Source organism: Paraburkholderia acidiphila (assembly GCF_009789655.1).
Classification (GTDB): Bacteria; Pseudomonadota; Gammaproteobacteria; order Burkholderiales; family Burkholderiaceae; genus Paraburkholderia; species Paraburkholderia acidiphila.
Genome location: NZ_CP046909.1, coordinates 1,696,900 through 1,719,742 on the forward strand (window position 1 = coordinate 1,696,900; position 22,843 = coordinate 1,719,742).

The following is a 22,843-nucleotide window of genomic DNA, read 5'->3' on the forward strand; positions in this document are numbered from 1 at the left end:
CTTACTGCCCCTTTTCAGATATTTCGTTGGATGAATACGCGGCTAACGCCGTGACGCGCGGTCGCCGGCCCGGCTAGAATGCCGGATTGCTCCGCGGCGCACGGCCGGGTGTACCGTCTGCCGCGCATGCCCGCTTGATCCGCGCGTGTGAGCCACCTGCTCAAGCACGCCCGGTTTACCCGTCTCCCTTCGTACTGCATGAAGCCAGCCATTCGACTGACCGCCTCCGCCACCAGCGCCCTGCCGCGCTGGCTGCTGCTGACCATCTGTATCGTCTTCGCGGCGTTCGGCCTCTTTGGCCGCGACCCGTGGAAGAACGAGGATGCGGCGGGCTTCGGCGTGATGTGGACGATGGCCGGCGGCACCTCGCACGACTGGCTGCTGCCGAACCTCGTCGGCAAGTACGTCACTGAAAACGGTCCGCTCGGCTACTGGCTGGGCGCCGCCTGCATTCGTCTGTTCGCACCGTGGGTCGACGCGAGCAACGCCTCGCGTATCGCCACGGGCGTGTTGTTCTGCCTCGCCTGCGCGTTCGTCTGGTACAGCGCGTATCTGCTGGGCCGGCGCCCCGAAGTCCAGCCGTTCAAGTACGCATTCGGCGGCGAGCCCGAGCCGCGCGACTACGGCCGCACCCTCGGTGACGGGGCCCTGCTCATTCTGCTCGCCTGTTTCGGTCTCGCCGAGCGCGGTCACGAAACCACGCCGCAGCTCATGCAGTTCGTGGGCATCGCCATGGTCGTGTACGGCATCGTGCGCGCGATCGACAAGCCGGTTCAGGGCGCCCTCTGGTGGGGCCTCGCGCTCGGCATCGTGATGCTGTCGAGCGGCCCCGTGCTCGTGGGCGCGCTCCTGATCGGCACGCTCGCCATGCTCGCCATCGCACCCGAAACGCGCTCACGCTGGCTGCTCGTCGCGGGCCTGCCCGTGGCGCTCGCGGTGTCGGCCTCGTGGCCGCTGCTGGCGCTGCACCTCTACCCCGACGACGCCGTCTGGTTTCTCAACCAGTGGGCGCACACCAACGTCAACGCCTTCGCGGGCCCGCCGGGCTACGTGCTGCGCTACGCAGCCAAGAACCTGCCGCTCTTCACCTGGCCGGCGTGGCCGCTTGCGATCTGGGCCTTCGTGAGCTGGGCCGGACTGCGTCGCAAACCGCACATCGCGATTCCGTTGTCGGTGATCGTGCCGCTGCTTATCCTCGTGATCGTGCAGAGCCACGAATCGAACCGGCTCTTCATGCTCGTGCTGCCCGCGCTTTCGGTGCTCGCGACCTTCGCGCTGCCCACGCTCAAGCGCGGCGCGATCAACGCGATCGACTGGTTCGCGGTGCTGAGCTTTACGATACTCGGCACCTTCGTGTGGCTCGTGTGGCTCGCGGGCATGACCGGCTTCCCCGCGCCGCTCGCGCGCAATCTCGCGCGCCTCGCGCCCGGGTTCGTACCTCAGTTCAAGATTCTCTCGTTCGTGTGCGCGGTGGCGGTTACCGTGTGCTGGATGGTGCTCGTGCAGTGGCGCGTGGCGCGTCATCCGAAGGTGCTGTGGCGCAGCGTCGTGCTCTCTAGCGGCGGCACCACGCTCATGTGGGTGCTGCTCATGACGCTCTGGCTGCCGGTTGTCAATTACAGCCGGACTTACAAGGACGTCGCCGAGCAGATCGCCGCGCACCTGCCCGCCGACTACCAGTGCATCTCGCCCGTGCGCCTCGGCGACGCGCAGATCGCCACCTTCGCGTACTTCGGCAAGATGCATTTCGCGTTCAACGAGGACTGCGACGTGATCCTGCGCCAGGACACGCAGGACTACAGCGAGCCGAGCCCGATGCCGGACTACGTGTGGAAGCTCGTGTGGGAAGGCCGCCGCGCGGCCGACCGCGACGAGCGCTTCCGCCTGTACGTGCGCATCGACCGCCCGACGCCGCCGCTCAAGAAGCATGTCTGGCGCAAGCGTCCGGACTGAGGCCGCGGTGACGACGACGCTCGTCGGCGACGTCCGGCGCATCGCCGCGTTGGCGTGGCCGGTGCTGGTTGGCCAGCTCGCGATTATCGCGTTCGGCGTGATCGACACCGCGATGGTCGGCCGCTACTCGGCGCTCGACCTCGCAGCGCTGGGCCTCGGCTCGTCGATCTACGTCTCGGTCTACATCGCCCTCACAGGCATTCTCAGCGCGCTGCAGCCCGTTGCGGCGCAGCTCTACGGCGCGCGCAAGGATACCGAGATCGGCCTCGAGGTGCGCCAGGCGTTCTGGCTCGCGCTCGTGCTGATGGCGATCGGCTTCACGATCCTCTATTTTCCCGGCCCGCTGCTCGACCTCGCGCGCGCGCCCGAGGCGCTGCGCGAACGCACCGTCGGCTATCTGCGGCTGCTTTCGTTCGGGCTGCCCGCGGCGCTGGCCTTTCGCATCTACGGCTCGCTCGCCAATGCCGTGGGGCGGCCGCGCCTCGTGATGTTCCTGCAAGTCGGCGCGCTCATGCTGAAGGTGCCGCTCAACACGTGGCTCATTTTCGGCGGACTCGGCGTGCCGGCGCTCGGCGGCCCGGGCTGCGCGCTCGCGAGCACGTCGATCAACTGGGCACTCGCGCTGTGCGCGGCCGTCGCGCTCACGCGCGTGGACGTATTCGCGCCGTTCGAAATCTTCAAGCACTTCTGCTGGCCCGAATGGAAGCGCCAGGCCGAACTGCTCAAGCTCGGCATTCCGATGGGGCTTTCGTACCTCATCGAAGTGACGTCGTACACGTTCATGGCGATCTTCATCGCGCGCATGGGCACGACCACGCTCGCCGGACATCAGATCGCCGGCAATATCGGCGCGGTGCTCTACATGACGCCGCTGTCGATCGGCGTGGCGACCTCGACGCTCGTCGCCCAGGCGCTGGGCGGCAATCGCCCGGCCGAGGCACGTACGCTCGCGCGGCACGGCGTGGCGACTGCTGTGGCGATTGCCTGCTGCTACGGCGCGATCGTGTTCGTGCTGCGCCCACTCATCATCGGCGGCTATACGCCGGACCCGGCCGTGGCGATTGCCGCCATGCCGCTCGTCGCCATCGTCACCTGCTATCACGTGTTCGACGCACTGCAGATCACGACGGCCTTCGCCTTGCGCGCCTACAAGGTCGCAGTCGTGCCGACCATCATCTATGCGATCGCGCTCTGGGGCGTGGGGCTGGGCGGCGGCTACGCGCTGGGCTTCGACGTGACCGGCACGATCCCCGCCTGGACGACGGGCGCGCGCGGCTTCTGGCTCGCCAACATGGCGAGCCTGTTGATTGCCGGTGCGGGACTCCTGCTCTATCTCTCCCGGGTGAGTACGCGATTTTTGCGCGCAGGCGCGTAGCCCGCTGTCGCAAAATGCGTTCGGCGGTTAGTTGCAAACATGACTCACCCCGCCTCGGCTCGTCGCGCCGACTCCACCGTCTGCGCCGCGTGATACGAGGAACGAACGAGCGGCCCGGCAACGACCTCGCTAAACCCCATCGCGAGGCCTGCCGCGCGTAACCCGGCAAATTCGTCAGGATGCACATAGCGCTTCACCGGTAAATGAAACTTCGACGGCGCGAGATACTGCCCGATCGTCAGCACTTCTACGCGATGCTCGCGCAGGTCACGCATGGTCGCGAGCAGCTCCTCGTCAGTTTCGCCCAGCCCCACCATCAGCCCCGACTTCGTGACGAGCGCACCGTTCGCCGCTTTGGCGCGCGCCAGCAGATCGAGCGAGCCGCGATAGTCCGCGCCCGGCCGCGCCGCGCGATAAAGCGACGGCACCGTCTCGATGTTGTGGTTGAACACGTCCGGCCACGCGAGCGAGAGCGCCTCGAGCGCACGCCCGATTCGGCCGCGAAAATCGGGCGTCAGCACCTCGACGCCGATCCCGGACACACGCTCACGCACCAGCGCGATACAGCGTGCGAAGTGGGCCGCGCCGCCGTCACGCAAGTCATCGCGATCGACCGATGTGATGACGACGTGACGCAAACCCAACGCAGCGACTGCCGCCGCCAGATGCGCGGGTTCATCCGCGTCGAGCGGCGCGGGTCGCCCGTGGGCGACGTCGCAGAACGGGCAGCGCCGCGTGCAAAGCCCGCCCATGATCATGAAAGTCGCGGTGCGTTGCGCAAAGCACTCGCCGATGTTCGGGCACATCGCTTCTTCGCATACCGAATGAAGCCGGTGTTCGCGCAATACGGCCGCCACGTCCGCCACCGTCTCGCTCATGAGCGGCCGTGCACGCAGCCAGGGCGGCTTCGGCAAGACCGCGCCGGGGCCGGTGGGCGGCACGATCTTCACCGGAATGCGCGCGAGTTTCTCACGGCTGCGTAACCCCTCCTGACCGAGCGCCGTGCTCGACACGTGAGACGGATGCGACGCTAAAGACGTGGCGGCCTCCATGCTCAGGCTCCTTCGTCGAAAAAGGCTTTGAGCAGGCGATTGACCTCCTGCGCGGCCTCCATCTGCACCATGTGCCCCTTGCCCTTGATCACCTCCGCGCGCACCTGCGAGGGCAACCCCTGCGCATGGCGCGCCGGAATGATCTGGTCGGCCTCGCCCCAGATCACGAGCGCGCGCGGCGCGAGCGAGGCGATACGCTCGCGGAACACGCGCCGTTGCGCGCCGCCCTCGAACGCCTGACCGGCGATCTTGCCGAGCGCAGCCTGCACACCTTCGAGTCGCTTGTACTTCACGAGGTCTTCGACGAGTTGACGCGTGACCAATGCGGGATCGGCGAACAGCTTCGTCACGTGCGGCTTGAGCGCGTTACGGTTCGCCGCCGCGACGAAGCCGTCGATATACGCGCCATCGACCTCGCTACCCAGGCCCGCGCTCGATATCAGCGCGAGTGAGGCCACGCGACCCGGCGCCTGCTCGGCCACCGCCATCGCCACCGCCCCGCCCAGCGAGTGCCCGACGAGATGCGCCCGGTCGATCTTCTGCGCGTCGAGGAAAGCGATCACGCTCTGCGCAAGCTCGTCGAGGCTGCCGCTCTCGAGCGCCTTGCCCGACTCGCCGTGCCCCGGCAGATCGAGTGCCCAGACGGTGCGCTCCGCCGCAAGATCCGTGTGGTTGAAGAGCCAGTTGTTGAGATCGCCGCCAAAGCCGTGAATCAGCACGACAGGCACGCCCTCGCCTTCGCCCTGCTTCAGGTAGCGCACGGTCCTGCCGTCGATTTGCGACTTTTCCGGCTGCGGCCCTGCGTCGGCGTCACCCGCCTGCGCTGGCACGAAGTCGCGCTGGAATTCGGCTACGGCGGCGTCGATATCGGCGTCGGCAGCTTCCGCGTCGGCTACCACGCCCAGCAGCGCGCCCACTGGCAGCGTGTCACCCTCCTGTGCGATCTGCCGCCGCAATACGCCCTCGAACGCGCACTCGACGCCCGACGCGATCTTGTCGGACTCCACATCGAGCAATTCATCGCCTTTGCTGACCTTGTCGCCGAGCGATTTGAGCCAGCCGTTCACCTGGCCCTGCTCCATCGACAGGCCCCACTTGGGCATCGTGATCATGTGAATCGGCATGACTTCAGCTCCTTGCTACGCGCGCGGCTTCGGCAATCTTGTCTGCCGAAGGGATGTAGAGGTCTTCCAGCGAAGCCGCGAACGGCACCGGCGTATGCGGCGCGGTCACCATGCCGACCGGGGCCTTCAGATCCTTGAACGCTTTCTGACCGACGAGCGCGGCGATATCGGTTGCGATCGAGCAGCGCGGGTTCGCTTCGTCTACCACCACGACGCGACCCGTGCGACGCGCGCTTTCGAGGATCGTTTCCTCGTCGAGCGGCGACGTGGTGCGCAGGTCGATCACATCCGCCTCGATGCCGTCTTTCGCCAGCTTCTGCGCAGCGTCGAGCGCGTAGTGCACCATGCGCCCATACGTGACGATCGTGACGTCGTCGCCATCGCGCACGATGTTGGCCTCGCCAAACGGAATCGAATAGGATTCCTCCGGAACGTCGCCTTCCATCGTGTAGAGCAGCTTGTGTTCGCAGAAAATCACGGGATCATTGTCGCGAATGGCTTCGATCATGAGGCCCTTGGCGTCATAAGGCGTCGCCGGGCACACGACCTTCAATCCCGGAATATGCGTGAAGAGCGAGGTGAGCATCTGCGAGTGCTGCGCCGCCGCGCGCAAGCCCGCGCCATACATGGTGCGGATCACGACCGGCGTGACCGCCTTGCCGCCGAACATATAGCGGAACTTCGCGGCCTGGTTGAAGATCTGGTCGAAACACACGCCCATGAAGTCGATGAACATCAGCTCCGCGACCGGCCGCATGCCACACGCCGCCGCGCCCACGGCCGTACCGATGAAGCCGCCTTCCGAGAGCGGCGTATCGAGCACGCGCCCCGGGAACTTGCCGTAAAGGCCCTTCGTCACGCCGAGCACGCCGCCCCACGCGTCCTGCTCGCCCGGCGCGCCCGCGCCGCCCGCATTGTCCTCGCCCATGACGATCACGCTCTCGTCGCGCCCCATCTCCTGGGCCAGCGCTTCGTTGATGGCCTGCGAATAGGTGATTTTCCGTGCCATTTCCGTCTCCTTGATCTGGAATCCTGATGACCTGAGTGCACAGCGGCTCAGGGATACGACACGTACACGTCGGTGAGCAGCGCTTCGGCTGGCGGCAACGGCGCGGCCTTGGCCTGCGCGACCGCATCGTCGATCAGCTGCTTCACTTCGGCGTCCACCTTGCGCAGATCGTCGCTGCTCGCGAGTTCGGCGCGCACCACACGCTCTTCGAAACGCTTCAGACAGTCCTTTTCTTCACGCAGCTTCTGCACTTCGCCAGGCGCGCGATAGGTTTGCGCGTCGCCTTCGAAATGGCCGAAATAGCGCGAGAGCTTCATCTCCACGAGCGTCGGGCCGCCGCCGTTGCGCGCTCGCGCGATGGCTTCGCCCAATGCCTCGTACACGGCGAAAAAGTCGAAACCGTCGACGATCACGCCCGGCATGCCGAAGCCGTTCGCGCGGTCGGCGATATTGTCGGCCGCAACCGACCACGTCGATGACGTCGCCTCGGCGTAGCCGTTGTTTTCCGCAACGAAGATCACCGGCAGGCGCCACACCGAGGCGAGATTCATCGACTCGAAGATCACGCCCTGGTTCGACGCGCCATCGCCAAAGAAGCACACGCCTACGCCACCCGTCTTCTTCTGCTTCGCGGCGAGCGCGGCGCCGCAGGTGAGCGGACCGCCCGCGCCCACAATGCCGTTCGCGCCCAGCATGCCCTTCGACAGATCGGCGATATGCATCGAGCCGCCCTTGCCGCGGCACGAGCCCGTGGCGCGGCCATAGATCTCGGCCATCATCTCGTGCACGTCCACGCCCTTGGCGATGCAGTGTCCGTGGCCGCGGTGCGTGGTGGCGACGTAATCGCTGTCGTTCAGGTGGCTCATCGTGCCGACCGCGGATGCCTCCTCGCCCGCGTACAGGTGCACGAAACCTGGAATCTCGCCGGTCGCGAACTCGACGTGCAGCCGTTCCTCGAACTCGCGGATCGTGCGCATCGAGCGATACGCGGTGAGCAACTGCTCCTTGTTTAACTGAAGTGACATGGTTGTCTCCTGGGTGTACTACGCTGTACCGCTCTGGATTAGCCTGCTGTGTGAATTGCCACTGCTCCTAGTGAAAAGTGAAACCGCCGTCGACGTTCACCGACTGGCCCGTAACGTTGTCCATGGTCGCGAAGAACAGGGCGAGCCGCCCCATGTCCTCGGGCGTTTGCGCGCGACCTTGCGGGATCAGCGTGAGTTGATGGCGCTGCCAGGATTCTTCGACGCTCTCGCCTTCGGTCTTCCATTCGTCGGAGAGCCGGTCCCACATATACGTCCGTACGATGCCGGGGCAGATCGCGTTCACGGTGATACCTTCGCGCGCGACCTCCTTGGCAAGCGCATTGGTGAAACCGACCACGGCGAATTTCGAGGCGCTGTAGTGCGCGAGATTCGGAAACCCTTCCTTGCCTGCGATCGAAGCAACGTTGATGATCCGGCCGCGCTTTTGCGTAACGAAGTGCGGCAACGCAGCCTTGCAGCCGAGAAACACGCCCTTTGCATTGACGTTCATGACGAAGTCCCAATCCCGCTCCGTTAATTCGGATACCGGACTAATTGAAATCACGCCCGCGCAGTTCACGAGAATATCGAGGCCACCGAGCTCGGAGATCGCCTGCGAGACCATTCCTTCGAGCTGGGCCGCCTGGGTGACGTCGACCTTGGCGAATGCCGCGCGTCTGCCGAGCGCGCGTATCTCATCGGTCGTGGCTGCCAGCGGTTCTTCGAGCAGATCGGCGAGCAGCACGTCCGCGCCGGCCTGCGCGAGCGTGAGCGCAATGCCGCGTCCGATGCCGCGCGCACCGCCGGTCACGATCGCGACCTGGCCTTTCAAGGGTGTGTCCATGCCGATGTCTCCTTGTTTATGAGTGGAGGAAGCAAGTCAGGTCTTCACGCGCGCGCGGCAGCCTCGCGCAGCAACTGATGCGACGCCGCGTAACGCAGCGTGCGCGCGACGTCGACGGTTAGCGGGCCGTGCCAGTCGAGCGTCACTTCATAGCGGTCGCCGCGCGCCGGTTCGATTTCGCGCTCGCCGTCGAACGCGAGCGTGCCGTGGCCCGCTTCGAGCGGCAGCGCCACGCCTACTTCGAGGCGCTGGCAGGTGCGCATCGTCAGACGCTCGACGCGGCCCGGCGCGATCGGCGCGAGCAACGGCACACCAGCGCCGCTGCTAACGGGCGCGCCCGGCTCAGCGAAAGTCATATGCAAACCGTGCGCCGCGTCGCGCCCGACCGGCGCCCATGCCCCGCCGATCGACGAGAGGCCGATGCCGTCGGGTGGTGCAAAAGTCAGAAAAAGTGATTCGATATCCGAACTTTCCGAGATCGCGCGCGCGCCGATGAATTGCTGACGCGCCACGCAAATGTCGACGAGCGCGATTTCCTCGCGCCCGCGCGACGGCCCTTCGACGCAACGCGCGACGAGCCGCTTGTTGCGCGAGAGCGCCGTTTCCGCGGGCACGGCGCCAGTCGCGACAAGCGCGCCCGCGAGGCCCGCGACGGTGGCCTCGCGCAGTTCGGGAAAAGCGTTGTTGGTGCCGGTCGAGAGCGCGAGCAGCGGCGTCGCGCCGCAATGCGCGGCAACGGCGCGATGAGTGCCGTCGCCGCCTAGCACCGCGATCAGCGCGACTTCCTCACGCACCATGTGTTCGACGCCCGCGTGCGTATCCGCGACGCTTTCGCTCACTGGCAAATCGACGAACAGGACTTCGGGCCAGGGCTCGTGCGCGGCAATCGCCGCGTGTGTCTCGATCGCTCGCAGCAGGAGCGCCGCTACGCCCGTGTTGTCGCGCAATGTGAGCACCCGCGCGACGCCGAGCGCGCCCAGGCCCGCGAGCAGGCGCACGACCATGTTCGCCTTCTCGGCGGTGGGAAAGACGGATGCATGCGAAGTGAGACGGCGGATGTCGCGGCCCGATGCGGGGTTCGCGATCACGCCTACGGTCACGGGCGTCGTCACGGGTCTTGTCTCCTGTTGGCGTCGCACTGTGAACTGCACGGCGCCGCCTTTTGCCCGCAGACTCTGCAAGCGTCGTGCCAATGACATCGATCACGCAATGTATCCGCGTAGAGGGCCCCACGACGGGGCTCTGCGGCAATCGCATGCCGTGGGACCGTGGCCGATTGCGTCGCATGCGGCGTCTCAGCCAACGTCTCGCGCACGCATTGCGCCCACGCGCACGGCCAGCCACTCGCGCGAATGAAAACGCGCACAGCCCCGCGTGGCCTGCCTGAGCCGCGGCTGCGCGACCGGCGCCGCATGCCGGAATGCGGGACACCGCCCACTGAGACGATCGTCTCAGCCGTCTCGCATGCTGCGCTGCGGTGTGATCGCGCGCAAAGGATGTGCTACAAAAGACTCCCGCCGAACGCTTTCCGGTCCGACGTAATCCGACGTTTTGCCGACGCTCCCCGCGAGCCACCGTCTGGAACCGCTCATGCCCTACGCCCTTGCGTCTACCCGGCACGCCGAGCGCGTGCGTGGCGCCGTAGAAGGCCGGCTGCCTGCGCCGTCCGATTCGCCGCGTCTCGCCTCGTCGTGGCAGCGCTCGTTCGAGCGCTATCAGCTGGACCCCGGCTCCGTGATCGGTCCGCGCGTGCTGAGCGCCGCCGAGCTGCGCGAGATCCGCGATCGCGAGGAGTCCTTCCTGCGCGCGTCGGGCCAATGCCTCACGCGACTGCACGATATGGTGCGCGAAGCCGATTACTGCGTGATGCTGACCGACGCGCACGGCGTGACCATCGACTATCGCCTCGACCGCGAGCGCCGCAACGACTTCAAGCACGCGGGACTCCATATCGGCTCGTGCTGGTCGGAGAGCGAGGAAGGCACCTGCGGCATCGCGAGCGTGCTCACCGATCTCGCGCCCATCACGGTGCACAAGACCGATCATTTCCGCGCCGCGTTCACCACGCTCACGTGCAGCGCCGCGCCGATCTTCGCGCCGGGCGGCGAGCTGATCGGCGTGCTCGACGCTTCGGCGGTGCAGTCGCCCGACAATCGCGAGAGTCAACGCATCGTCAACCAGCTCGTGCGACAGAGCGCCACGCTCATCGAAGACGGCTATTTTCTGCATCGCCTCGCGTCGTGCTGGATCCTCTTCGGTCACCAGAATCGCAACTACGTCGAAGCGCAGCCCGAACTGCTGATCGCTTTCGATGAAAACGGCAACGTGGTCGCCGCGAACCGGCGCGCGCGCGAATGCATGCCGTGCCTCGACGGGCCGCGTCATATCGACGAGATTTTCGATTCGTCGCACGTGCAGTTGCGCGACATCGGGCGCATCGAAACCATCGCGGCGCTGCGGCTGCGCGCGAACGGCTCGATGCTGTATGCGCGCATTCGCGCGCCGCTCGGGACTGGCGGTTACGGCGGACACAGCGCACGTAGCGGCCACAGCGGCAGCGCGAGCGCGGCGCATGGCGCGATGCCGCTGCGGCGCGACGCCGCCGACGCGCACGAATACGATCGCAGCGCGCTCGGCCCCTTCCTGCGCAGCGCCGATGCGCGCGTGGCCGAGAACGCGCGCATCGCGCAACGCGTAGCGGGCAAGCGCCTGCCGATCCTGCTGCTCGGCGAGACGGGCGCGGGCAAGGAAGTGTTCGCACGCGCGATTCACGACGCCAGCGCGCGCCGCAATCGACCGTTCATCGCGGTGAACTGCGGGGCGCTGCCCGAGTCGCTGATCGAGAGCGAACTGTTCGGCTATGCGCCGGGCGCCTTCACGGGCGCGCGCCGCCACGGGTCGCGCGGCAAGATCGCGATGGCCGACGGCGGCACGCTCTTTCTCGACGAAATCGGCGACATGCCGCTCGCGCTGCAAACGCGCCTGTTGCGCGTGCTCGCCGAGGGCGAAGTCCTGCCGCTGGGCAGCGAGACACCGGTGCGCGTCGATATCGACGTGGTGTGCGCAACGCACCGGGACCTCGCGCAAATGGCGGGCGCCGGGACATTCCGCGACGATCTCTACTATCGGCTGAGCGGTGCGGTGCTCACGTTGCCGCCGCTGCGCGAGCGACGCGACATCGCGATGCTCATCGACACGGTATTCGCGGAGGAAGCGCAGGCCGCCGGCCGCCCGCTCGCGCTCGACGCGACGCTCGCGGCCCGGCTCGCGGCGTTCGCGTGGCCAGGGAACCTGCGGCAGTTGCGCAATGCGATGCGCTACGCATGCGCCGTATGCGACACCGTGCTGGTCGAAGCGCAGCACCTGAGCGCCGATCTCGCGGCGAGCCTGCCGCAACTCGCAACGGCCGCCGCGCCCGGCTCCCAGGCCGGTATGCCGCCAGCAATGCCGCTCTCCGACGAAGATGAGCACGCACGCATCGTGGCGGCGCTTACGGCCCACCGCTGGCGTCCGAACGCCGCCGCGCAGGCGCTAGGCATCTCGCGCGCGACGCTGTATCGGCGCATTGCGAAGCTCGGCATCGTCGGGCCGCATCGGACCTGAACCGGATTGCACTGACAGCCTGGCATTGCGCGTCGCCAAAATGCACAGAAGTATTAAATATTGTGCGGCGCGATTTACTTGCCACACCTCGACCGGTATAAATCGAGCGCTCGCGATTCACGAATACGCCATCTGGCCTATTCTTGTAGCGCAGCCCCCTCCGCTGGATGCGTCGTCCGTTCCCGGCTAACTGAAATGCCCTCAATGGAGTGATTGCCATGCTCAAGAAGCTGCTCATGCTGTTCCTCGCCATCGGCCTGTCGCTGTCCGCCGTGCTCGCCGCAGCCGTGGAAGTGAACACCGCCGATGAAACCGCGCTCGAATCGGTCAAGGGCATCGGCCCCGTGCACGCCAAGGCGATCATCGACGAGCGCACGAAGAACGGCCCGTTCAAGGACGCCGACGACCTCGTGAGCCGCGTCAAGGGCATTGGCCCGAAGTCGGTGCAGAACCTCGAGGCGGCAGGGCTCACGATCAACGGCTCGTCGGCGCCGCCGGCGGGCAAGACGGCTAGCGCCAAGGGCAGCAAGAGCGCCGCTGCAACGACCGCCGCCCCCGCTGCTACCACGGCCAATCCGATGACGGCACAGACGCCGGCGGCCGCGACCACGGCGCAAGCCGCCTCAGATACGGCGGGCAAGTCGAAGCACAAGAGCAAGAAGGACAAGGCAGCCGCGGCTGCGAGCGCGCCCGAAGCGGGCTCCGCTGCGGCGGCTCCTGCCTCGGCATCCGATACGAAGGCGAAAAAGCCCAAGAAGTCGAAGAAGGACAAGGCCGCGTCCGCTGCGGCCGCTTCCGGCGCGTGATCGCCGCCATCGTCCGGCGCGCACGTACCGTGCGCCGGACGCCGAATCGCGGCGCCGCCCTCGCGCGCGCCGTCCGACTTACCGGCCGCGTCCCCCGTCGCGGCCATCACTCAGAGAGATCGTCATGAGTCTGCTAGATACCCTCGGTTCCCTGCTCGGTTCGCAGTCGCAACAGCAAGGCGGCGGCCAGGCCCAGCTCATCGCCACGGCGATGGAGTTCGTCAACAATCAGCCCGGCGGCCTGAACGGCCTCATCGAGAAGTTCCAGCAAGGCGGCCTCGGCGACGTCGTGCAGTCGTGGGTCGGCAACGGCGAGAACCAGCCTGTTTCGGCGGATCAACTGCACAACGTGCTCGGCTCGGACGTCGTTTCGGGCCTCGCGCAGAAGGTCGGCATGCAGCCCGACCAGGTGAGCGGCCTGCTGGCCCAGGTGCTGCCGCACGTGGTCAACGCGGGCACACCGAATGGCGAAGTGCCGCAGGGCGGCCAGATCAACACCGAGAGCGTGCTCGGCACGCTTGGCGGGCTTGCTTCGCTGTTCGGCGGCGGCAACAAGCAAGCCTGATCGTTTCGTCACAGGCATGAAAAAAGGGCAGCGGATCACTCCGCTGCCCTTTTCGTTTCGGCGCGGCGCGCGCCTCACGGCACACGCCTGACCCGAGTTTCGCTACGCGCCTTAGTGCACCACGCGCTCGAACACGAACTTCCCGTCGTGCACGCCGACCGGAATCACATCCTTCGGTCCGAACTTGCCCGCGAGTATCAGCTTGGCAACCGGGTTCTCGATCTCCTGCTGAATCGCGCGCTTGAGCGGCCGCGCCCCGAACAGCGGGTCGTAACCGACCTTGGCGATCTGACCGAGCGCGTCGTCCGACACCATGAGTTCCATGTCGAGCTTCTCCAGACGCTCGCGCAGACGCTGCAACTGGATCTTCGCAATCGACTCGATATTCGTGCGATCGAGTGCATGGAACACCACGACCTCGTCGATCCGGTTCAGGAACTCGGGGCGGAACTGCTGCTTCACTTCGTTCCACACGGCGTCCTTCACCGCTTCCTGCGGCTCGCCGGCCATCGCCTGGATGAGATGCGAACCGAGGTTCGACGTCATCACGATCACCGTATTCTTGAAGTCGACGGTGCGGCCCTGGCCGTCGGTCATGCGGCCGTCGTCGAGCACCTGCAGCAGCACGTTGAACACGTCCGGGTGCGCCTTCTCGACTTCGTCGAGCAGGATCACGCTATACGGCTTGCGACGCACGGCTTCGGTGAGATAACCGCCCTCTTCGTAGCCCACGTATCCCGGCGGCGCGCCGATCAGCCGCGCGACGCTGTGCTTCTCCATGAACTCGCTCATGTCGATGCGGATGAGGTGATCCTCCGAATCGAACAGGAAGCCCGCCAGCGCCTTGCACAACTCGGTCTTGCCCACACCCGTCGGCCCGAGGAACAGGAACGAGCCATACGGCCGGTTCGGATCCGAAAGACCGGCACGCGAGCGGCGGATCGCATCGGCGACGGCGGTAATGGCCTCGTCCTGGCCCACCACGCGCTCGTGCAGCTTTTCTTCGATCTGGAGCAGCTTTTCACGTTCGCCCTGCATCATGCGCGACACGGGAATACCGGTCGAACGCGACACGACTTCCGCGATTTCCTCGGCGCCCACGAGCGTGCGCAGCAGGCGCAAACGCGTGGGATTGTTCTGCTCGTTCGCCTCGGCGAGCGTCACCTGCTTGAGCTGCGCCTCGAGTTCCGGCAGCTTGCCGTACTGCAGTTCCGCGACCTTCTCGAGCTTGCCTTCGCGCTGGAAGCGATTGATTTCCGCGCGCACGCGGTCGATCTCTTCCTTGATCTGCGCACCGCCCTGCACCGCGGCCTTCTCGGTGGTCCAGATCTCTTCGAGGTCCTTATATTCGAGGCTCAGGCGGTCGATCTCTTCCTCGATCAGCTGCAGGCGCTTTTGCGACGCTTCGTCCTTCTCCTTCTTGACGGCCTCGCGCTCGATCTTCAGCTGGATCAAGCGGCGATCGAGCTTGTCCATGGCTTCGGGCTTCGAATCGATTTCCATCTTGATCTTCGAAGCGGCTTCGTCGATCAGGTCGATGGCCTTGTCCGGCAGGAAGCGGTCGGTGATGTAGCGATGCGACAGTTCCGCCGCCGCGACGATCGCCGGGTCGGTGATTTCCACGCCGTGGTGCAGCTCATACTTCTCCTTCAGGCCGCGCAGGATCGCGATGGTCGCCTCGACCGACGGTTCATCCACGAGCACCTTCTGGAAACGGCGCTCGAGCGCGGCATCCTTTTCGATGTATTTGCGATATTCGTCGAGCGTCGTCGCGCCAATGCAATGCAGCTCGCCGCGCGACAGCGCCGGCTTGAGCATGTTGCCCGCATCCATCGCGCCTTCGGCCTTGCCCGCGCCGACCATCGTATGGATCTCGTCAATGAAAACGATGGTTTGACCTTCGTCCTTGGCGATGTCGTTGAGCACGGACTTCAGGCGCTCCTCGAACTCGCCTCGATACTTCGCGCCCGCGAGCAGCGCGGCCATGTCGAGCGAGAGCACGCGCTTGCCCTTGAGCGTTTCGGGCACTTCGCCGTTGACGATGCGTTGCGCGAGGCCTTCGACAATGGCCGTCTTGCCCACGCCCGGCTCGCCGATCAGCACCGGATTGTTCTTGGTGCGCCGTTGCAGGATCTGGATCGAGCGGCGGATTTCGTCGTCGCGGCCGATTACGGGGTCGAGCTTGCCCGAACGCGCGCGCTCGGTCAGGTCGACGGTGTACTTCTTGAGCGCTTCACGCTGGCTCTCGGCGTCCTGGCTGTGCACCTGCGCGCCGCCGCGCACCGCGACGATCGCGGCTTCGAGCGACTTGCGCGTCAACCCATGCTGGCGCGCGAGACGGCCGGCTTCGCCCTTGTCCTCGGACACGGCGAGCAGGAACATCTCGCTCGCGATATACGTGTCGTTGAGCTTTTGCGCTTCCTTGTCGGCCTGGTTGAGCAGGCCCGTGAGTTCGCGGCCGATCTGCACATTGCCGTCGGTGCCCTGCACCTGCGGCAAACGGTTGATGGCGTCGTTCAGTGCGTTCTGCAGCGCCTGCACCTGCACGCCCGCACGCGACATGAGCGAGCGCGCGGAGCCGTCCTGCTGCGCGACGAGCGCAGCCAGCAGGTGGACGGGTTCGATGTACTGGTTATCGTGGCCAACCGCGAGGCTTTGCGCGTCGGCGATGGCTTCCTGGAACTTGGTGGTGAGTTTGTCGATTCTCATTTAATGCGAGACCTCCAGATTTCTAGACTGTCACCAAATTTGAGGGGGGACACGCCGGTTTCAAGCGCTCTGGCGTCATTTTTTCCGATTTTTGGGATTCGAGCGCGTGCAGCGGCCGTCGGCGACCATTGCCGAGGTGCGAGAAAACGGGGGAAGAATAGGAGACGGCCGCGACCGTGCGAGGCACGGCGCCACAGCCAGGCGGCGCCGCTACGGAGCGAAGACCAGGTGCAAGAAGCCGGGACGCTGGCGCGCCCTCAATGCTCCCGCGAAGACGCGGGCCGAGCCGCTTGTGCACGCGGCATGAACTGGATCGGCGCGAGGCCGAGCAGCCCGGTCAACTCGCCCGCCGGTTGCGCCAGTTCGCCGATCGTATGACGGTCGAGTTCCGCGAGGAACGCATCGCGCGCCGCCGCCAGCGCGTGTTTGAGCCGGCACTGCGGCTCGATGACGCAGCTGCGCCGCTCGCCATGCTCGTCCGGAAAGCAGCCGACCAGCGAGAAATCGCTCTCGGTCTGACGAACGACCGCGCCAACGGTCAGATCGAGCGAAGCCGGCGCGAGCCGCAAGCCACCATTGCGCCCGCGAATGGTATCGACCCAGCCAAGCTCGCCAAGCCGCTGCACCACTTTCATCAGATGATTCTTGGACACGCCGTAGGCGTCCGAAATCTCCTGGATCGTGGCCAGGCTGTCGCGACGCAGCGCGAGATACAACATCACGCGTAACGAGTAGTCGGTGTAGTCGGTCAGTCTCATGGCGGGGGCAATGACAGCGCAGATGCGGGTGACAGAACCCATACAATAACATGCAGTTAGCATGCAGGTTTTGCCCGGACTGGGTATCATCGGCACTTCGCAGGTCAATTCGCAGTGCCTGGCAGCGGACCTGCGGCTCGCGGCCGCAGCGTACCGACGTGCTGCCGCGCCGCCGCCCGCTAAGCTCCACGCACTCCAGGTATCACCCAGGCCCCAAATGACTCGCCCCGACACCCGCCCCGCTGACACCCTGCACGCCCAGCCAACCGAAGAGAACATCCGCGCACTGGTCTACGCGTTCTACGACCGCGTGCGCGACGACGCCTTGCTCGGTCCGGTATTCGACGGCGTACTTGCCGGACGTTGGGACGAACACCTGCCGAAGATGTGCCGCTTCTGGTCGAGCCTCGTGCTCGGCAGCAAGAGCTACCGCGGCAATGTGCAGCAGGCGCACGATCCGGTGCCTGGCGTCGAACCGCAGCATTTCAGCCGCTGGCTCTATCTCTTTCTCGATACCGTTCAGGCACGCTACGAGCCCGCGGCGGCGGTGCAGTTCATGGAGCCCGCGCTGCGCATAGCGCAAAGCCTGCAATTGAGCCGCTTTGGCTGGGACTACACGATTCCGCCCGAGCAGCAGGCTATCCTGGACCGCGTAGCGCCGCGCAGGCGTCCCGCCGGGCACGGCCATGACTTGCCCACGCGCCCGAGCGGCGAGCCGTTTCCGGCCCGTTTCGTTGGCCGCCAGATGGATGTCGACGAGAACACGCCGGCCGAGTAGGCGCACCTGCTTCGAGCGAGAGGATGAACTAGGCGGTTAGTTGCGTTAGAGTGGCAAGGTGGCTGGGTAAAATCGGCCTCCCTGCCCGGGCGGACAACTGCCTAGCTGGATTCGCGCGAGGCATTTCCCGACGCCACACCCCAGCGCGCCAGCGCCGTATTGTCGCTCTCGCGTGCGTCGACCCAGCGCGCGCCCTGCTCCGTCTCTTCCTTCTTCCAGAACGGCGCCTCGGTCTTGAGGTAGTCCATCACGAACTCGCAGGACGCAAAGGCGTCGCCGCGATGCTTCGACGTCGTCGCGACCAGCACGATCTGATCGAGCGGCGCGAGCTTGCCCACCCTGTGCACGATCAGCACCTCGATGCCCGCCCAGCGCCGCTGCGCCGCCTCGACGATCGCCTCCAGCGCCTTCTCGGTCATGCCTGGATAGTGCTCGAGCTCGAGCGAGGCGATCGTGCTGCCGTCGTTCAGGTCGCGCACCGTGCCGACGAAGCACGCCACCGCGCCGATCGCCGGATTGCGCGCGCGCAGTTGCGCAACCTCCGTGGTCAGGTCGAAATCTTCCGTTTGTACGCGCACGGGCATCGTGAGTCTCCTGTCGCGCTCAGCCGCCCGTCACAGGCGGGAAAAACGCGACTTCGCAGCCCTCGGTGATGCGCGTGCGCGGGTCGGTCATCACGTGATTGCAGGCCATGCGCAGCGCGCGGCCCTCCGCCAGCGTCTCCGCCCACATGCCGCCGCGCGCACGCAGCCAGCCGCGCACGTCGCCGACCGTCACGATGCTCTCAGGCAATGTGACCGTCTCATCCGCAACGCCCAACGCCTCGCGCACGCTCGCAAAAAATTTCAGCTGGATCTTCATCGGTTAACGCTTTTCAGTACAGCAATTCGGTGAACGGAATGAAGCGCACGGTCTCGCCGGCGCTGATCGCATGATTGGGCGGATTGTCGATGAGGCCGTCGCCCCAGACCGTGGAGGTGAGCACGGCCGAACTCTGGTTCGAGAACAGGTCCAGACCGCCAGCCGGGTTCACACGCGCACGCAGGAATTCGTTGCGGCGGTCGCCCTTCGTCTGCGTGAAATCGGCGCGCAGCGAAAGCGCACGCGGGCTGACGTGGGTAGCGCCCGCGAGACGCAGCAGGAACGGGCGCACGAACAGCAGGAAGGTAACGAAGCTCGAAACCGGGTTGCCCGGCAGCCCGATGAAGAACGCCTCACCCGCTTGCGCCCGACGCACCGCGCCGAACGCGAGCGGCTTGCCAGGCTTCATGGCGATCTGCCAGAGATTGATGCGGCCTTCGGCCTCCACGGCGGGCCGTACGTGATCTTCCTCGCCAACCGAGACACCGCCGGACGTGAGGATGAGATCGTGCGCGGCAGCCGCCTCGCGCAGCGTCGCGCGTGTGACGTCGAGCTGGTCCGGCACGATGCCGTAGTCGGTGACCTCGCAGCCGAGGTTGCGCAAGAGGCCCGTGAGCGTGAAGCGATTCGAGTTGTAGATCGCGCCGGGCTTGAGCGGCTCGCCTGGCATCGTCAGCTCGTCACCGGTGAAGAACACCGCGACCTTCACGCGGCGCACGACGGTGAGCGCCGCACAGCCCACCGATGCCGCGAGCCCGAGCGCCGCCGGCGTGAGACGCGTGCCCGCCGGCAAGATGACCGTGTCCTTGCGGATGTCCGCGCCCTGCGCCGTGATCCATTCGCCGGCCTTCGGCGCGTGCAGGAAGGTGACCGCGCCATCCGCCGCCTCGGTCTGCTCCTGCATCACCACGGCGTCGGCGCCCGGGGGCACCGTCGCGCCCGTGAAAATACGCGCCGCCGTGCCCGCCGCCAGCGGCTGTGGCGCGTGGCCTGCGGGAATGCGCTGCGAAACCGGCAGATGGCGACTGCCTTGCGCGAGATCGGCCACGCGCACCGCGTAGCCGTCCATCGCGCTCGTATTCATCGGCGGCACGTCGAGCGGCGAGACGACGTCCGCGGCGAGCACGCGGTTCAGCGCGTCGAACGTCGAAATCGTTTCGGTGCCGCTAAGCGACTTCGCCGCCGCGAGCAGCGTGGCCAGGGCGTCGGCGGTGGAAAGCATCGGCGCGCGCGGCGCGGGCGCCGGCGCAGCGGAAGACGGGGACGTAGGCGTGGACATCGAGGTCGTCTCGGACTTGGCGGGCAGGCCGCCAGCAGCGGTTGGTCTGCCGTTATTGTAGCGGCGCGATGGCCACGCTGCGCCTTATGCCGTGGATATCCCTGGCGCGCCAGGCAGGCGAATGCGCTGGGTCGGCTGGCGTGTCGCCGCGGGCAGGTTCGAGCAACCCGCCGCCGGCCGGGAACTGAAGAGGTGCCGACACGCCGGAACCGGAAACAGATCCGGCCCCGGCTGCGTGGATCAACCCGCCGTATGAGCGGCGATATAGTCCTTCACACGCTTTGCATCGGCGGGCACGACTTCGAAGCGCTGCGGCAGCGCCTCCAGCCCTTCGAACGCTGCCGGACGCTCCGGCTCACGGTCGAGCGCCTCGCGAATCGTCTCGCCGAACTTCACCGGCTGCGCGGTTTCGAGCACGATCATCGGCACACCCGGCTGCAAGTGTTCGCGGGCGACCTTCACGCCGTCGGCGGTGTGGGTGTCGATCATCGTCTTGTAGCGCGAGTAAACATCGCGGATCGTCGCGATGCGATCGTCGTGGGTGCTGCGGCCCGACACGAAACCAAACTGCTGCACGCGCACGAAGTCGCCGCTCGCCACGAGATCGAAACCGCCCTTCTCCTCCACGTCTCGGAACAGTTGCGTGACGCGCGCCGGATCGCGGCCCAACAGGTCGTACACGAAGCGCTCGAAGTTCGACGCCTTCGAGATATCCATGCTCGGGCTGGTGGTGTGATACGTCTCGGCCGAGCCGCGCACGCGATAGATGCCGGTGCGGAAGAACTCGTCGAGCACGTCGTTCTCGTTGGTCGCGACCACGAGCTTTTCGATCGGCAGGCCCATCATGCGCGCGATATGGCCCGCGCACACATTGCCGAAGTTGCCCGAGGGCACCGTGAACGAAACGCGTTCGTCGTTCGACTGCGTCGCCGCGAAGTAACCGGCGAAGTAGTACACGACCTGGGCCACGACGCGCGCCCAGTTGATCGAGTTGACCGTGCCGATCTTTTGCTGCGCCTTGAACGCGTGATCGTTCGAAACGGCCTTGACGATGTCCTGGCAGTCGTCGAACACGCCTTCCACGGCGAGGTTGAAGATGTTCGGGTCTTGCAGGCTGAACATCTGCGCCGTCTGGAACGCGCTCATTTTCTTGTGCGGCGAGAGCATGAACACGCGCACGCCCTTCTTGCCGCGCATGGCGTATTCAGCGGCGCTGCCGGTGTCGCCCGAGGTCGCGCCGAGAATGTTCAGCTCCTGGCCGGCCTTCGCGAGCGCGTACTCGAACAGGTTGCCGAGCAGTTGCATCGCCATGTCCTTGAACGCGAGCGTCGGGCCGTTCGAGAGTTCGAGCAGCGACAGTTTCGCGCCGTTTTCCTCGCCGAGCGTGGTGAGCGGCGTGATCTTGCTCGCGTCTTCGCCGTGGCGCACGTTGCGGTATGTTTCGCCCGTGTAGGTGCAGCGCGTGATGTCGCGCAGGTCGTCGGCGGGAATGTCGCCGGCGAACTTCGAGAGGATCTCGAACGCGAGATCCGCGTACGAGAGGCCGCGCCAGCGCGCGAGTTCTTCCTTGCCGATCTGCGGATACCCGGCCGGCAAGTACAAGCCGCCGTCGCGCGCGAGACCGCCCAGCAGAATGTCGGAAAACGAATGATGCTCGCCGGCGCCCGCGCCGCGCGTGGATACGTAATTCATAGCCCTTGCCTTAGTTCAGTCCTTCCATACGCAGCTTCGTGACCGGCGACTTCACCGTCGCCAGCGTTTCGATCTGCGCGATCGCCGCGTTGACGTTCTTTTCGATCGTCTCGTGCGTGATCAGGATGATGTCGGTTTCCGCCTTGCCCTGTGCGTCGACCTGCTCTGCTTCCTTCTGCAGCAGCGCGTCGATCGAGATGCCGCTGTCGGCCAGGATGCGCGTGATGGCTGCCATCACGCCGGTCTGGTCGGCCACGCGCAGGCGCAGGTAGTAGCCGCTCGTGACTTCGTCGATCGGCAGGATCGGCGTGTTCGAGAGGCTGTCCGGCTGGAATGCCAGGTGCGGCACGCGGTGCTCGGGGTCGGCGGTGTGCAGGCGCGTGACATCGACGAGATCGGCGACCACGGCCGAGGCCGTCGGCTCAGCGCCCGCACCCTTGCCGTAGTAAAGCGTCGTCCCGACGGCGTCGCCATGCACGACCACGGCGTTCATCGCCCCTTCCACGTTCGCGAGCAGGCGCTTGGCCGGAATCAGCGTGGGATGCGTGCGCAGTTCGATGCCCTTTTCGGTGCGGCGCGCAATGCCGAGCAGCTTGATGCGATAGCCCAGTTCTTCCGCGTACTTGATGTCGATGGCGTCGAGCTTGCTGATGCCTTCCACATAAGCCTTGTCGAACTGCACGGGCACGCCGAACGCGATCGCGCTCATGATCGTGGCCTTGTGCGCGGCGTCCACGCCTTCGATGTCGAAGGTCGGATCGGCTTCGGCGTAACCCAGTTCCTGCGCGGCTTTCAGAGCGGTCGCGAAGTCGAGCCCGCGCTCGCGCATTTCCGAGAGGATGTAGTTCGTCGTGCCGTTGATGATGCCGGCAATGTACTGAATGCGGTTGGCCGTGAGCCCTTCGCGCAGCGCCTTGATGATGGGGATGCCGCCCGCCACCGCCGCTTCGAACGCGACCATCACGCCCTTGGCGCCCGCCGCTTCGAAAATCTCGGTGCCGTGCACCGCCAGCAACGCCTTGTTCGCGGTGACCACGTGCTTGCCGTTGGCAATCGCGCGCAGCACGAGATCCTTGGCGAGCGTCGTGCCGCCGATCATTTCGGCGATGATCGAAATCGAGGGATCGTCGACCACGGCGTTGAAGTCGGTCGTCAGGTCGACAGTGCCGGCTTCATTGCCGAGCGCCGCCGTGGCCTTGGCCGGGTTGCGCACGGCAATGCGCGCCACTTCGATGCCGCGGCCCGCGCGGCGTTTGATTTCTTCCTGGTTGCGGCGCAGTACCGTGAAGGTGCCGCTGCCCACCGTGCCGAAGCCCAAGAGACCTACTTTGATCGGTTCCATGCAGCGTGTGTTCGTCTAGATATGTGAAAGGGAATGCGTTTTCGCGTGTGGCTCGGTGATCACCCGGT

19 protein-coding genes are annotated in these 22,843 nt (G+C 66.0%); 6 read left to right on the plus strand and 13 right to left on the minus strand.

Annotation, left to right across the window (positions count from 1 at the left end; all coding sequences use genetic code 11):
• Positions 1-198 precede the first annotated feature (198 nt).
• Together FAZ97_RS07570 and FAZ97_RS07575 are read left to right on the plus strand one after the other, a co-directional pair.
• On the plus strand, positions 199-1,953 hold the full coding sequence (locus FAZ97_RS07570) for an ArnT family glycosyltransferase (RefSeq protein WP_158757883.1): 1,755 nt from the start codon (positions 199-201) through the stop codon (positions 1,951-1,953).
• Positions 1,954-1,960: 7 nt separating this feature from the next.
• Positions 1,961-3,328: an MATE family efflux transporter gene (locus FAZ97_RS07575; protein WP_233271542.1), complete on the plus strand. Its 1,368-nt coding sequence runs from the start codon at positions 1,961-1,963 to the stop codon at positions 3,326-3,328.
• Positions 3,329-3,372: 44 nt separating this feature from the next.
• Here the strand turns inward: FAZ97_RS07575 and lipA are convergent, their stop codons facing one another.
• From lipA to FAZ97_RS07605, 6 genes are all read right to left on the minus strand, one after another.
• Positions 3,373-4,380: a lipoyl synthase gene (lipA, locus tag FAZ97_RS07580; protein ID WP_158757885.1), complete on the minus strand. Its 1,008-nt coding sequence runs from the start codon at positions 4,378-4,380 to the stop codon at positions 3,373-3,375.
• 2 nt (positions 4,381-4,382) lie between these two features.
• Positions 4,383-5,504 (minus strand): acetoin dehydrogenase dihydrolipoyllysine-residue acetyltransferase subunit, encoded by a 1,122-nt coding sequence (locus FAZ97_RS07585; protein ID WP_158757886.1) that lies wholly within the window; start codon positions 5,502-5,504, stop codon positions 4,383-4,385.
• Between the two features lie 4 nt (positions 5,505-5,508).
• Positions 5,509-6,513, minus strand: a complete 1,005-nt coding sequence (locus FAZ97_RS07590; protein ID WP_158757887.1) for an alpha-ketoacid dehydrogenase subunit beta — start codon at positions 6,511-6,513, stop codon at positions 5,509-5,511.
• 47 nt (positions 6,514-6,560) lie between these two features.
• On the minus strand, positions 6,561-7,538 hold the full coding sequence (locus tag FAZ97_RS07595) for a thiamine pyrophosphate-dependent dehydrogenase E1 component subunit alpha (protein WP_158757888.1): 978 nt from the start codon (positions 7,536-7,538) through the stop codon (positions 6,561-6,563).
• Between the two features lie 67 nt (positions 7,539-7,605).
• Positions 7,606-8,382 carry an SDR family NAD(P)-dependent oxidoreductase gene (locus FAZ97_RS07600; protein WP_158757889.1) on the minus strand — a complete coding sequence of 259 codons (777 nt, stop codon included), beginning with the start codon at positions 8,380-8,382 and terminating at the stop codon, positions 7,606-7,608.
• A gap of 44 nt (positions 8,383-8,426) precedes the next feature.
• Entirely contained in the window at positions 8,427-9,494 is a 1,068-nt protein-coding gene (locus FAZ97_RS07605) for an ATP-NAD kinase family protein (protein WP_158757890.1), read from the minus strand.
• A 478-nt stretch (positions 9,495-9,972) separates the two neighbouring features.
• On the opposite strand from FAZ97_RS07605, the gene FAZ97_RS07610 reads away from it, so the two are divergent.
• The 3 genes from FAZ97_RS07610 (at position 9,973) to FAZ97_RS07620 (ending at position 13,356) form a co-directional block, all read left to right on the plus strand.
• Positions 9,973-11,985: a sigma-54-dependent Fis family transcriptional regulator gene (locus FAZ97_RS07610; protein WP_158757891.1), complete on the plus strand. Its 2,013-nt coding sequence runs from the start codon at positions 9,973-9,975 to the stop codon at positions 11,983-11,985.
• Positions 11,986-12,203: 218 nt separating this feature from the next.
• Positions 12,204-12,791, plus strand: a complete 588-nt coding sequence (locus tag FAZ97_RS07615) for a ComEA family DNA-binding protein (protein ID WP_158757892.1) — start codon at positions 12,204-12,206, stop codon at positions 12,789-12,791.
• A 124-nt stretch (positions 12,792-12,915) separates the two neighbouring features.
• Positions 12,916-13,356, plus strand: a complete 441-nt coding sequence (locus tag FAZ97_RS07620; protein WP_158757893.1) for a YidB family protein — start codon at positions 12,916-12,918, stop codon at positions 13,354-13,356.
• Positions 13,357-13,467: 111 nt separating this feature from the next.
• Here the strand turns inward: FAZ97_RS07620 and clpB are convergent, their stop codons facing one another.
• Entirely contained in the window at positions 13,468-16,065 is a 2,598-nt protein-coding gene (gene clpB / locus FAZ97_RS07625) for an ATP-dependent chaperone ClpB (protein WP_158757894.1), read from the minus strand.
• A 257-nt stretch (positions 16,066-16,322) separates the two neighbouring features.
• Complete coding sequence (locus FAZ97_RS07630) at positions 16,323-16,823, minus strand: Rrf2 family transcriptional regulator (RefSeq protein ID WP_158757895.1); 501 nt, start codon at positions 16,821-16,823, stop codon at positions 16,323-16,325.
• A gap of 217 nt (positions 16,824-17,040) precedes the next feature.
• On the opposite strand from FAZ97_RS07630, the gene FAZ97_RS07635 reads away from it, so the two are divergent.
• The gene (locus FAZ97_RS07635) at positions 17,041-17,601 is read left to right on the plus strand and encodes a group III truncated hemoglobin (RefSeq protein ID WP_158757896.1); all 561 of its coding nucleotides are present in this window, start codon (positions 17,041-17,043) and stop codon (positions 17,599-17,601) included.
• Positions 17,602-17,702: 101 nt separating this feature from the next.
• Here FAZ97_RS07635 and FAZ97_RS07640 read toward each other — a convergent pair whose 3' ends face one another.
• From FAZ97_RS07640 to FAZ97_RS07660, 5 genes are all read right to left on the minus strand, one after another.
• Complete coding sequence (locus tag FAZ97_RS07640; protein ID WP_158757897.1) at positions 17,703-18,185, minus strand: molybdenum cofactor biosynthesis protein MoaE; 483 nt, start codon at positions 18,183-18,185, stop codon at positions 17,703-17,705.
• Positions 18,186-18,204: 19 nt separating this feature from the next.
• Entirely contained in the window at positions 18,205-18,462 is a 258-nt protein-coding gene (gene moaD / locus FAZ97_RS07645; protein WP_158757898.1) for a molybdopterin converting factor subunit 1, read from the minus strand.
• A 13-nt stretch (positions 18,463-18,475) separates the two neighbouring features.
• A complete protein-coding gene (locus FAZ97_RS07650; protein ID WP_158759089.1) occupies positions 18,476-19,684 on the minus strand; it encodes a molybdopterin molybdotransferase MoeA in 1,209 nt (402 codons plus the stop codon).
• Positions 19,685-19,981: 297 nt separating this feature from the next.
• Entirely contained in the window at positions 19,982-21,433 is a 1,452-nt protein-coding gene (gene thrC / locus FAZ97_RS07655; RefSeq protein WP_158757899.1) for a threonine synthase, read from the minus strand.
• Between the two features lie 10 nt (positions 21,434-21,443).
• Positions 21,444-22,775 carry a homoserine dehydrogenase gene (locus tag FAZ97_RS07660; RefSeq protein ID WP_158757900.1) on the minus strand — a complete coding sequence of 444 codons (1,332 nt, stop codon included), beginning with the start codon at positions 22,773-22,775 and terminating at the stop codon, positions 21,444-21,446.
• Positions 22,776-22,843 lie beyond the last annotated feature (68 nt).

Coding starts and splice junctions, on each gene's coding strand:
- clpB (WP_158757894.1), bottom strand. CDS start 16,065: ATGAGAATCGACAAACTCACCACCAAGTTCCAGGAAGCCATCGCCGAC.
- lipA (WP_158757885.1), bottom strand. CDS start 4,380: ATGGAGGCCGCCACGTCTTTAGCGTCGCATCCGTCTCACGTGTCGAGC.
- FAZ97_RS07640 (WP_158757897.1), bottom strand. CDS start 18,185: ATGCCCGTGCGCGTACAAACGGAAGATTTCGACCTGACCACGGAGGTT.
- FAZ97_RS07630 (WP_158757895.1), bottom strand. CDS start 16,823: ATGAGACTGACCGACTACACCGACTACTCGTTACGCGTGATGTTGTAT.
- FAZ97_RS07615 (WP_158757892.1), top strand. CDS start 12,204: ATGCTCAAGAAGCTGCTCATGCTGTTCCTCGCCATCGGCCTGTCGCTG.
- FAZ97_RS07570 (WP_158757883.1), top strand. CDS start 199: ATGAAGCCAGCCATTCGACTGACCGCCTCCGCCACCAGCGCCCTGCCG.
- FAZ97_RS07660 (WP_158757900.1), bottom strand. CDS start 22,775: ATGGAACCGATCAAAGTAGGTCTCTTGGGCTTCGGCACGGTGGGCAGC.
- FAZ97_RS07600 (WP_158757889.1), bottom strand. CDS start 8,382: ATGGACACACCCTTGAAAGGCCAGGTCGCGATCGTGACCGGCGGTGCG.
- FAZ97_RS07595 (WP_158757888.1), bottom strand. CDS start 7,538: ATGTCACTTCAGTTAAACAAGGAGCAGTTGCTCACCGCGTATCGCTCG.
- FAZ97_RS07635 (WP_158757896.1), top strand. CDS start 17,041: ATGACTCGCCCCGACACCCGCCCCGCTGACACCCTGCACGCCCAGCCA.
- moaD (WP_158757898.1), bottom strand. CDS start 18,462: ATGAAGATCCAGCTGAAATTTTTTGCGAGCGTGCGCGAGGCGTTGGGC.
- FAZ97_RS07620 (WP_158757893.1), top strand. CDS start 12,916: ATGAGTCTGCTAGATACCCTCGGTTCCCTGCTCGGTTCGCAGTCGCAA.
- FAZ97_RS07650 (WP_158759089.1), bottom strand. CDS start 19,684: ATGCTTTCCACCGCCGACGCCCTGGCCACGCTGCTCGCGGCGGCGAAG.
- FAZ97_RS07590 (WP_158757887.1), bottom strand. CDS start 6,513: ATGGCACGGAAAATCACCTATTCGCAGGCCATCAACGAAGCGCTGGCC.
- FAZ97_RS07610 (WP_158757891.1), top strand. CDS start 9,973: ATGCCCTACGCCCTTGCGTCTACCCGGCACGCCGAGCGCGTGCGTGGC.
- FAZ97_RS07585 (WP_158757886.1), bottom strand. CDS start 5,504: ATGCCGATTCACATGATCACGATGCCCAAGTGGGGCCTGTCGATGGAG.
- thrC (WP_158757899.1), bottom strand. CDS start 21,433: ATGAATTACGTATCCACGCGCGGCGCGGGCGCCGGCGAGCATCATTCG.